1 protein-coding gene is annotated in these 275 nt (G+C 69.8%); it reads right to left on the bottom strand.

Annotation, left to right across the window (positions count from 1 at the left end; all coding sequences use genetic code 11):
- Positions 1-275: 2-isopropylmalate synthase (locus tag HKX41_11410; protein NNC24739.1), on the bottom strand; the 275-nt coding region annotated here is incomplete at both ends.

Genomic DNA, 275 nt, shown 5'->3' with positions numbered 1-275 from the left:
GCGCACGTTGGAACGCAGGTATTCGAACAGCGAGCGGATCTCGCTGGGCGTGGTGTAGCCGACGGTGTCGGGGATGTTCAGCGTGCGCGCGCCGGCGGCGATCGCCGCGCTGCAGATCTCGACCAGGTACTCGGGCTCGGTGCGCAGCGCGTCCTCGCAGGAGAACTCGACGTCGTCGACATAGCGGCGCGCCTGCTCGACCGCGGCGACGGCGCGTTCCAGCACCTGCTGCCGGTCCAGGTTGAGCTTGTGCTGGCGGTGCAGCGGGCTGGTGG

Origin of the sequence: Salifodinibacter halophilus (assembly GCA_012999515.1) — a bacterium.
Classification (GTDB): domain Bacteria; phylum Pseudomonadota; class Gammaproteobacteria; order Nevskiales; family Salinisphaeraceae; genus Salifodinibacter; species Salifodinibacter halophilus.
Note: the sequence above shows the minus strand (reverse complement) of the source record. Positions and strands in the feature narration are given on the sequence as shown.